This window comes from Paracidovorax wautersii (assembly GCF_900113035.1).
In the GTDB taxonomy this organism is placed as follows: Bacteria; Pseudomonadota; Gammaproteobacteria; order Burkholderiales; family Burkholderiaceae_C; genus Paracidovorax; species Paracidovorax wautersii.
Genome location: NZ_FONX01000034.1, coordinates 1 through 8,858, shown reverse-complemented (window position 1 = coordinate 8,858; position 8,858 = coordinate 1). Strand labels below are relative to the sequence as shown.

Here is an 8,858-nt window from a genome sequence, read left to right as displayed (position 1 = left end):
CCCCGAGAAAGGCGTAGGGGTCAATGATCACCTGGCACCCGGGGTGCAACTGCCGAATGGCGGAGCGCAAACTGAGCCATGGAGGGATCATGGCTTGAAGAAGGCTGCCTCTGGTCTGGAAATGACGGCGCAGGTATGCCTCTGCGGCGGGATTGACACCGCCGACCACCTCGCGCAAAGCCGCGAGTCATAGCCCATGTCATCGACGCTGGATGCAGCTGCGAAAGGAACATCGCTCTGTTCCGGTGTAGGCGCTGCGGCTGGGAGTCCGGCTGGCTGACTGTTGCGTCGATCACCGAAGGGAAGAGGGGCACGCCTTGCGAGAAGTGCAACGCAGCCTCCCCTGAACCTGCAGAGGCACAGCCATGACCGCTGACACCACCAAAGCAGCGGCTCAGATGAACCACCCACTCGTGAAGCACAGCCTGTGGCTTGCGCTGGAGCACACGGTCAACCGGTACCTGATGAGCAACGCGCACGGCCGCCAGTCCGGCGCAGAAAAGGCGCAGCGCCACGATGAGCTGTGCTGCCACTATGTCGCCACGTTCCGGCAGACCTCGCTGGATAAGGTCAAACGGACTCATGAAGACGAGTACCAGCGTGTGCGGGAACACACCCGCCAGCTCACGGACCATCTGGACACGGTCATCGGCTTCCCGTTGAACTCCACGCCGGACTACGAGGATCTCGCGTCGAAGTTTTTCACCGCATTCCATCTTCACGCTGTCGCCGCGCTCTGCGGATCTGCTGCAGCGCCGGCGGAAGATGAACATCCGGCAATGCAGCGCATGCGCCAGCAATTCGAGGAGGAATACGGCGTCAACCATCCCATCGCTTCGGCCCTCCGGCGTTATCGCGAAGTGCACAAGGACTACGACGCTTCGTGGAACCGCGATCGCGAGAAACCGGTAACGGCCGCGGATGTTGCTGCTGCGGAGCACGCAGTCTTCGACGCCGCCGCCGATGTGTATGCGTCGGGTGAAGTGAGCAGTGAAGTGCAGCGGCTGCGAGGCCTCGCTGCCACCTGCTACGCGGGTCTCGGGGCTGAGTGCGAGCTTCCCGAGGAATGGTTGGATGTGCTGAGCGCCGCTGCAGACGGGGAAGCCTTCGACACCAGCTCGCTCCTGCCATTCTCGGCAACGCACCGGCTGGCCGGAGCTGAATCGGAACTGCTTACGGCGGCTCTGAAGGCCATCCGTGAGCGCCTGGTGCTTGATCCGGCCGCGCATGCCGAAAGCGCGATCCAGATGATCGACGCATTGCTGGCGGGGCAGGAAAACGTCCGTCCCGCGTAGCTATCAAAGAGCTGTCCTTGCACCAGGAACTCTGGAGCGAGATTTCAACAAACCATCAGCCTGGGCTGCAGCCAGGAGCCATCATGTTCAAGCAAGCAATCATCTACCGTCTCTCCCCCCAATGGTCCTGTGACCTGGCTGTGATCGAGGAGGCCTTGGCCAAGACCCCGTTCGCTGAATGTGGGGCCACGCAGGAGAGGTCCATCGGATGGGTCCCGCCCCGCGGCGATGCCAACGGCCTTTTCTGTGAGTCGGTCGGCGGGCAGTGGATCTTGCGCTTCATGGCGGAGTCCAAAGTGCTGCCTGCCTCTGTGCTGGCCCGCAAGGTAAAGGAAAAAGCTGCGCGCATCGAGAGGGAGACCGGCCGCAAGCCGGGCAAGAAGGAGAGCAAGGATCTGAAGGAAGAGGCCAAGCTGGATCTGCTGCCCATGGCGTTCACCAAGCAGTCATCGACGTGGGTATGGATCGACCATGAGGCCAAGATGCTGATGATCGACGGCAGCTCCCAATCGAAGGCGGACGAGATCGTGTCGCTGCTGGTCGATGCGCTGCCAGGCCTCTCGCTGGCGCTGCTGGACACGCAGACCAGCCCCCAGGCGGCCATGTCGCACTGGCTCAGCACGCAGGAGCCACCCGTGGGCTTCAGCGTGGATCGCGAATGTGAACTGAAGGCCGCAGACGAGTCGAAGACATCTGTGAAATACGGCCACCACCCGCTGGATATCGAAGAGGTGCAGGCCCACATCGCCGCCGGCAAGCTGCCCACAAAGCTGGCCATGACCTGGGACGACCGCGTTTCCTTTTTGCTGACCGAAGGGCTGCAGCTCAAGAAGGTTTCCTTCCTCGATACGGTGTTCGAGGGAAAGGGCTCGGGCACGGACGACGGCGGCTTCGACACCGACGTGGCCATCGCCACGGGCGAACTCTCGAAGCTCATCCCCGACCTGATCGAAGCGCTGGGTGGGGAAGGGCGCGGAGATCTGGGCGGTGCTGCTGCTGCCCAGGTGGATGACGCCGGGTTGGATGCTCTGGACTCGCGTGCCCTTGAATGCGCGACGCATGGAGGAGCGCAATGACCGAGAACGGGGTCGTTGATCCGTTTGCGAAGGGTGCCAACAACTATGGCGGTGATCCTCGTGTGCACTGGTCCGAACGTATCGAGTGGAGACCAGGCCGATGGGACCCAATGAGCAATGCGCCGATGACTGGTCCTATCGTCCACGTTCGCGGCCGCGACAAAAACGGTGTGCTGCTTGAGCCCATGCACTATGCCTATGGCGGTGGTGAGGAACAGCCGCCGTTCAGGGGCTGGTTCATCCCCTACAGCAACCCTAAACTCGGCTTCCACCAGGTCAACCCTGTCGAGTGGCAGCCGTTGAAAGCAAGCCCGGATGAGCTGTAATACGGGCTGGAGGGGGAGGGCAGCCCCTGAGAGATTTCTATCAACTGAAAACTGGAGAGAACTATGAAGAACCGTCTCGTCGCGATATCCATGATGGCCGCACTGGCAGTTTCGATGACCGCTGTGCTGACCGGCTGTGCCATGGGCAACACGGCCATCGTGGCAGAAGACGCGGCCAGCTTGAATGCGAAGCTCGTCCCTGGCAAGACGACGAAGGCCGACGTGCAAAAGCTGTTCGGTGAGCCGACCGAAAAGATGACGAGCGGTGGTATGGAAACCTGGCTCTACATGCATGCGGACACTAAGGCCCGCTCCTACATCCCCTTCGTTGGCGCTGCCATGGGCAACAATGGCATCGACAGCACCAATCTGGAGATCGTCTGGAACCCCAACGGCACCGTGGCCCGCCACACCCTGACCAAGCACAGCGGTTGATCGGCATGTTTCTGGCGGAACGGGCCTCGGCCCTGCAGGACTGGCTCTCGCCGCTTGATCTTGCCGGCGGCCACCTGGAATGCGACGGCCTGTCGCGGTCCATCTCAACGCTGTTGCACCGCGAGCGCATCGAGCACCAGCTTCTGGTGGGCTCTTTCCACAGCGATGCGCACGGAGTGCTGTCGCCGCACTACTGGGTTCGCTTCTCCGATGGCCTGATCTGCGACTTTCGTGTGCGCTCGTGGCTGGGCGACCTGGAAGATCTGCCGCATGGTGTGTTCCAGTGCCCCAGCACAGTTCGGTACGAGGCGGTCGTCCAAGACGTCGGCCGGTTGGGTGCTGCTGTGTTTGAGATCCTCGTGGGCAGGAAGCTAGAGTCGTTCCCGAACTTCAAGGAGACCAGGTAATGGGCCAGGCAAAAAGACGTGGGAGTCTGCAGGAGCGGGTAGACGCCGCCAAGGCGCAGCTGGTCGAGTTGCGCAAGAGCTTTCCGGAGACGATCACCTGCAACGACTGCCAGGGCGAGATCGCTGATCTGGAGGTGAGCTATGTACGAGACGTGCCGGGCGTGATCGCCGCGGCGCGGGGTCGGTGCGCGTGCGGCTCCACGACGGCAGCCTTCATTGGCGATCGTGAAGGAGTCATCGCTGCAGGCGATGCCCTGGAGCAAGTGCTGGAGCGCCAGGGCGCGTGACTACTAAAGCTGGCCAACGTCACGTTACCAGGACCTCCGGAGGTTGGGTGTTTCGCGTGCCGACGCGCCTGCGAGCGGCTGGCGGCGCAGCTTCGCAGTTCTTCGCAGATCAACAGCACGGTGGTGAGCAAGGTGCGCTGCTTGCGGCCACGAGAGTCCGCGACGAGCTGCTCGCGTCCATGGGAACGTCTGCGGCGGTCAGTGGCAAAAGCAAGGCGGCGAAGCGCTCGGTGACTGGTCTTGTGGGGGTGGCCCCAGGCTTTCGAGCGGAGGCGGGAGGACGGTGCCTCGCGCGCTGGATCGCGGTTGATCCGCATGGCCCCGCCAAGAGCTTCTCGATCGCCAAATACGGCATGGTCAGGGCTTTCCTCATGGCGGCCGCTTATCGGCAGGAGAAGGCCCAGATGGCCTTCACCCTCAAGGAGTTGAAGAGCGCATTGCGCAAGGTAACCCGTGCCGACTACCCTTGTTGCGGCGAGCGGCTGGCCGGCGCTGCAAAAGGACTCCAGGCGACGCCATGAAGAAAGCCGCCTGTAGGCGGCTTTCGTGTATCCGGTTGGACTGATCTCAGTGGATTTGTGCGCCTGCTGGCGTGCTGGCCACCATCTGGTCCACGTAATCGACGAGCAGGTTGGAGAGATTGGGTACGCCCAGGAGGCTCTCAGCAATCAGGCGCAGGGCGGGCTTGCTGCCCTGGCTTTTTGCGCTGCGCGTGAGTTTGTGCGGTGCGATTCGAGCCTTGAAACCGAGGGTGAGCGTGCGGGCTGTGGCGGCCGTCATGATGCATTCGATAGCCAGGCGGTCGTCTTCGGTCTTCGCCTGGGGCATCAAGGCAGTCACGAAGTTGATATCGAGAAACGTGCGTTCCAGAAAGACCTGGACTGGTGTTCCGTCTTGAATGGCGATCCAGATGTCATGTTTGTCCACCGGTTCGATCGGACATGCCAAGCGCTCGGCCGGAGAACCATTGATGATCGGTTTGGCGGATGCCCGGGCGGCGATGCCGAATTTCTTGAAGGCCTCGCACAGAGCCGAACTGAGGTGCGCTGATGGCACACAGACGGTGATAACTTGCATGAAAAAATCTCCGAGTCGCAACTATGGATACCGAAACCTACCATTCGGCGATTTCTATCCTACATTGCGTTACAGGGAGGTCAAAATCGAGTATCTCAACTGTTTGATTATGGTCAATAGCTTGGCGCTGTCGCCTCACTTGGAAGCAGCTGCCGCGTCGGTGCTTTTTCCATGAATCCGAATGCTTCGAGGTGTGGTCGCAATTCCGACTCGCTAGCAGGCTCGTAAGCGCCGGGTAAGAATGGATTTTGCAAAAAGGGCGCGGGGGGCTGGGCCAGGGTCGTTCGGATCGCGTGGTTGATCATCAGGAGCATGGCGCCATCGACGATATGTGGCAGCTGCTTGAGCTTCCAGCCGAGTAGGTGGGACTCGGGTTCGGCGCGCTCGATGAAGTCGAGATGGCTGGATCGAATGCCGGATATTTCTGCGTTGATGTGGTTCGCACTGACAACCACTAGAGGGAGTAGCGCGTTAGGATCGCCAAGGTCTTTGGGTGTCACAGGCTCGCCATTGAGTGTGAATTTCACCCCAGAGTCGATGGCGGTGTGCTGAACGAACGAGCTGATTTCCGAGATGTCCATGGTGCGTCTGCTGTGCAATGTGCAGCGATAAAAACATGTTGACACTCTCATGGTAATCTAACATCATGCGGCCGGGGTATGTTTCTACCCCGCCACTCAGCCTCTCGTGGGTTGGGACTCCATAGTTGTGAAGTTGAGGAATAGAACATGAGCCAATTCATGGAATCGGTGCGCAGTCGCCAGCAGAGTGCGCAATCGCGCGGCCCCGGCCGCGAACTGCAGGCCAACCTTTGCCTGCAAGTCACGAGCTACGACCTGGAAGCTCCCGATGGTGGTCGCGTGATCGGTGTGGCCATGTCGCCCGAGTGGGCTCGCGGTCACGAGTTCTCTGTGCGCATGCTGACGCAGGAAGAAGCGAAGGCCACCCATCGCAAGGACAAGAGCCCGGCGGAGAACGCCAAGTTCTTCAGCAAGCAGATCACGATCGACAAGCTCGCCAATGGCCAAATGGTGGGTCGCAACCAAGTGGACCCGATCAAGGTCGGTAGCTACATCATGGCCTACGGCGCCACGAAGGACGGCGCACGTCCCGAGACGGGCCCGGCCCCCTGGAAGGCGCAGTACATCGACAACTTCGGCAACGACGCTTCCCGTCGCATCGAAACGGGCATGGCGCGCGTTACCGTCAAGCCCGCGCACGAATACCAGGGGCGATATTACGGCGCGCAGGGCAGCATGGAATTGCTGTACCCGGGCGATGCGCAAGTCGTTACCTCGTTCGATGGCATGAAGCGCTTCTTCGACGACTACCTGCCGGGTGAGATCGACGGTGTGATCAACGATGCCATCGCTGTGGTGCGCGTGGTCAGCGATCTGCCGGCTGTGGACGGCCAGCAGCCGCGATCGCAGGTCTTCTCTGGCATGGTGTATTCCGCCAAGAAGGAGCTGAATGTCACCGTGGACAGCGGATCGAAGGTGATCAAGGTGCCGGCGTCGGGGGCTGAAACCCTCAAAAAGGTGACCAACGGCAAGTCGGGGCTGGCTCGCACGGTGGTTGCTGCGATGTCCGGCGATACGAAGGGTATGAGTCCGCAAGAGCAGGATATGGTGGCGAAGCTCCAGGCCGATCTGGCCGCTGGCAAGGTGCGTATCGAGGTGGTCCCGGGCCGGCAGATCCCCATCATCGGCACCTCCCTCGAAGACCTGATGCGCTCCAATAGCAAGCTGGCCAACGCGGCCGCGAAGTGCCAGTACAAGAATGCTGACGGCGTGGTTGTCAATGGCTTCGTGAAGATGACGACGGGCGTCAAGGTCGAATCCCGCTTGGGCGGTGGGCCCGACAGCGTGTTCGTGACGAGCTTCGCGGCGGACGTGGGCGCAAAGGGCATGTCCATCAATTCGGTCATCACGCCTAACGTGAAGCCCGAGTGGGGGCTGAGCCGGGAGGCTGCTGCCGAGCGTGATGCGCAAGCAGCTGCCAACAGCGGCGCGGACGCCAATCCCGGCGTGGATGCAGATCGCGACGACGATGCGGCACCGCAGGAGCCGGATCGTCACGCCGAGGCATCGGCGCCTGGCATGTAAGCCTGGCAGCGTCGCCAAAATGGGGCTTCATCAAGCCCCATTTTTGTTTGATCTGCCATACGATCCAAGCATGCAAAAAAGCGATTCCCAAGCCCGCCCGGTCAATTTGGCTATCCGTGTTCTGGATGGCGAGGTCAAATTGCATGGCAGTGAGCCAATCATCCTGCTCAAGGGCGAAATCATCGTTCCTCCCGGCATGGACGGTAAGCCTGTGCTCGTCCGCTTCCTGGCGCGCAATGCGCATCCGGAGGCCGTCGAACGCCTGCTTGAGGTGGATCGGCTCGTGCTGTTCCGCAATTGCGTCAAGTATCAGGCCCTGGAGTCTGGGGTGGATCTGTGGGAGACGTACGAATACAGCTGGATTGATGCTGAGAGCGAGATCGCATTGCAGGGGTGTCTGTGCCGGGTGGTCATCAAGACGACCGGCGGGCGCGAGCGCCCCTATGGCGACCTGCTGATGCCGGACAAGGCTGTGCGGCTCAGGACGGCTGAGGATCTGGTTGCCTTTGCCTCGCGCTACATGGCGCAGTCAATTGATGGCGTCGAGAACAACTCCAATTGCCTGCTGCGGCTCTATTCGCCAAAGACCAAGGAGGTGATGCCTTCCTGGGTGTATGCCGCGCGTTTGGAAGAGCGGCGTGATACTGCCAACGGCGTGAAGTTCTTCTCGGTTCCCGCGCCGTTTGAGCAGACCTGGAAAGAGGCCTTTGTCGATGGCAAGCAATCCAGTGGCTGGCCGCGCATAGTCGCTGCCGCGCTGGGTGTGACGGTGGGAAAGCTTTCGGCTGATCATGAGGGTATGGTCGATCTGCTGAGGAAAGACCTGGAGGGAGAGCAGATCGTCGTCGAGGCCATCCCTGGGCAGCGCGTAAGGTCCGTCACGGGTTCTGCGATCGTGAGGCGTGATTCAACTTTGGCTTTGGCCGCGCAGGCTTGTGAAGAAAATGGTGAACATCGCTTCGTGCCCATGACAGTGGCATTGCAGGTGGGCGGTGCTCGCCATGAGTCCATGTTGACCGCGGTGCTCTACCAAGCGGTGCCCGATGTGGACTACGAACGGTTCTCGGCCAAGACCATACGAACGAAGAACATCCCCTGAAAGACTGGTCATGGGTACCACGCTGAAAATGTTAGCCCACTCGCTGCAAGGCACTTCGCGCGTCATGAGCGTGAAGGGGGAGTCAGAGCAGGCCATGATGCAGGAATCCGTGGTTATGTTGCTCGGTGACTTTCTGCTGGAGAACATCACAGAGCCGCAGCGGCAACAGTTGATTGACCCATTCGAGATCACCAGTGCCACCCGCAGTGATGGCGGTCAATGCATTTACGAGAAGCTACGGTGCGCGGAGCGTCTGGTCATCACGGACTCCGAGAGTGGAAGCACGTTGCTATTGCGCCAGGTGGCCGATGAGATGGACTGGAGCACGCTGCCGGTCCATTTCCAAAACTTCATTAAGGGTGACGACCTGCCTGCTTATCTTTTCGTGGCGATACAGCAGCAGTCTATCGAGGGCGACACGCAGCATCGACATTACGCTCTGCCGGTCTTTGCGATCCTCTCTGTGAAGTCGTCTGGCTCCATCGCGTCTAAATATTGTTTTGCGGATGCGCGGCTGCGTGCACAGGCGGGCAGTAACAAGGCCCTTGATGGCGCATCGGCGAGTACGCTGGAGCCGTACTTACGTCTGCTGCTCTCTCATCTGTACTTCAAGACGGAGGGGGCGTGCGCATGAGCAGCAAAGATTCCAAGCGCGGTGTGGTGCGTCGTGCGGGGGGGTGGTATTTGGGCCGCTTGGTGGGCGGTGCTAAGGGTGCGGTAGGTGTCGAGCAGTTCCGCCTCGGTGGTCGCA

The 8,858-nt window shown here is 60.8% G+C and carries 13 protein-coding genes; 11 read left to right on the top strand and 2 right to left on the bottom strand.

Features of this window, described 5'->3' with window-relative positions:
* The 8 genes from BM070_RS25040 to BM070_RS23485 all read left to right on the top strand — a co-directional run.
* Nucleotides 1-193: hypothetical protein (locus tag BM070_RS25040; protein ID WP_217648970.1), on the top strand; the 193-nt coding region annotated here is incomplete at its 5' end.
* Nucleotides 194-365: 172 nt separating this feature from the next.
* Complete coding sequence (locus tag BM070_RS23515) at nt 366-1,295, top strand: hypothetical protein (protein WP_092942704.1); 930 nt, start codon at nt 366-368, stop codon at nt 1,293-1,295.
* 83 nt (nt 1,296-1,378) lie between these two features.
* Nucleotides 1,379-2,371, top strand: coding sequence for a recombination-associated protein RdgC (locus tag BM070_RS23510; RefSeq protein WP_092942701.1), 993 nt, complete (start codon nt 1,379-1,381; stop codon nt 2,369-2,371).
* Nucleotides 2,368-2,697 carry a hypothetical protein gene (locus BM070_RS23505; protein WP_139222974.1) on the top strand — a complete coding sequence of 110 codons (330 nt, stop codon included), beginning with the start codon at nt 2,368-2,370 and terminating at the stop codon, nt 2,695-2,697. Before BM070_RS23510 ends, BM070_RS23505 begins: the two co-directional genes overlap by 4 nt.
* A 63-nt stretch (nt 2,698-2,760) precedes the next feature.
* Nucleotides 2,761-3,132 carry an outer membrane protein assembly factor BamE gene (locus tag BM070_RS23500; RefSeq protein WP_139222973.1) on the top strand — a complete coding sequence of 124 codons (372 nt, stop codon included), beginning with the start codon at nt 2,761-2,763 and terminating at the stop codon, nt 3,130-3,132.
* A complete protein-coding gene (locus tag BM070_RS23495) occupies nt 3,129-3,539 on the top strand; it encodes a hypothetical protein (RefSeq protein ID WP_139222972.1) in 411 nt (136 codons plus the stop codon). Before BM070_RS23500 ends, BM070_RS23495 begins: the two co-directional genes overlap by 4 nt.
* Nucleotides 3,539-3,826, top strand: coding sequence for a hypothetical protein (locus BM070_RS23490; RefSeq protein ID WP_092942689.1), 288 nt, complete (start codon nt 3,539-3,541; stop codon nt 3,824-3,826). Before BM070_RS23495 ends, BM070_RS23490 begins: the two co-directional genes overlap by 1 nt.
* 56 nt (nt 3,827-3,882) lie before the next feature.
* A complete protein-coding gene (locus BM070_RS23485; protein WP_092942686.1) occupies nt 3,883-4,347 on the top strand; it encodes a hypothetical protein in 465 nt (154 codons plus the stop codon).
* Nucleotides 4,348-4,393: 46 nt separating this feature from the next.
* On the opposite strand, the gene BM070_RS23480 is transcribed toward BM070_RS23485, so the two are convergent.
* Nucleotides 4,394-4,903, bottom strand: coding sequence for a hypothetical protein (locus BM070_RS23480; RefSeq protein ID WP_092942683.1), 510 nt, complete (start codon nt 4,901-4,903; stop codon nt 4,394-4,396).
* A 113-nt stretch (nt 4,904-5,016) separates the two neighbouring features.
* On the bottom strand, nt 5,017-5,484 hold the full coding sequence (locus BM070_RS23475; protein ID WP_092942679.1) for a hypothetical protein: 468 nt from the start codon (nt 5,482-5,484) through the stop codon (nt 5,017-5,019).
* 147 nt (nt 5,485-5,631) lie between these two features.
* On the opposite strand from BM070_RS23475, the gene BM070_RS23470 reads away from it, so the two are divergent.
* The 3 genes from BM070_RS23470 to BM070_RS23460 all read left to right on the top strand — a co-directional run bounded on the left by BM070_RS23470 (nt 5,632) and on the right by BM070_RS23460 (nt 8,741).
* Entirely contained in the window at nt 5,632-7,008 is a 1,377-nt protein-coding gene (locus BM070_RS23470) for a hypothetical protein (RefSeq protein ID WP_139222971.1), read from the top strand.
* 70 nt (nt 7,009-7,078) lie between these two features.
* Nucleotides 7,079-8,107 (top strand): SRPBCC family protein, encoded by a 1,029-nt coding sequence (locus tag BM070_RS23465; protein WP_092942673.1) that lies wholly within the window; start codon nt 7,079-7,081, stop codon nt 8,105-8,107.
* 10 nt (nt 8,108-8,117) lie between these two features.
* Nucleotides 8,118-8,741, top strand: a complete 624-nt coding sequence (locus BM070_RS23460) for a hypothetical protein (protein WP_092942670.1) — start codon at nt 8,118-8,120, stop codon at nt 8,739-8,741.
* Nucleotides 8,742-8,858 lie beyond the last annotated feature (117 nt).

Bases quoted from the DNA above. Each gene is read 5' to 3' on its own strand.
- BM070_RS23515 (WP_092942704.1), top strand. From the start codon at position 366: ATGACCGCTGACACCACCAAAGCAGCGGCTCAGATGAACCACCCACTC.
- BM070_RS23510 (WP_092942701.1), top strand. From the start codon at position 1,379: ATGTTCAAGCAAGCAATCATCTACCGTCTCTCCCCCCAATGGTCCTGT.
- BM070_RS23505 (WP_139222974.1), top strand. From the start codon at position 2,368: ATGACCGAGAACGGGGTCGTTGATCCGTTTGCGAAGGGTGCCAACAAC.
- BM070_RS23500 (WP_139222973.1), top strand. From the start codon at position 2,761: ATGAAGAACCGTCTCGTCGCGATATCCATGATGGCCGCACTGGCAGTT.
- BM070_RS23490 (WP_092942689.1), top strand. From the start codon at position 3,539: ATGGGCCAGGCAAAAAGACGTGGGAGTCTGCAGGAGCGGGTAGACGCC.
- BM070_RS23480 (WP_092942683.1), bottom strand. From the start codon at position 4,903: ATGCAAGTTATCACCGTCTGTGTGCCATCAGCGCACCTCAGTTCGGCT.
- BM070_RS23475 (WP_092942679.1), bottom strand. From the start codon at position 5,484: ATGGACATCTCGGAAATCAGCTCGTTCGTTCAGCACACCGCCATCGAC.
- BM070_RS23470 (WP_139222971.1), top strand. From the start codon at position 5,632: ATGAGCCAATTCATGGAATCGGTGCGCAGTCGCCAGCAGAGTGCGCAA.
- BM070_RS23465 (WP_092942673.1), top strand. From the start codon at position 7,079: ATGCAAAAAAGCGATTCCCAAGCCCGCCCGGTCAATTTGGCTATCCGT.
- BM070_RS23460 (WP_092942670.1), top strand. From the start codon at position 8,118: ATGGGTACCACGCTGAAAATGTTAGCCCACTCGCTGCAAGGCACTTCG.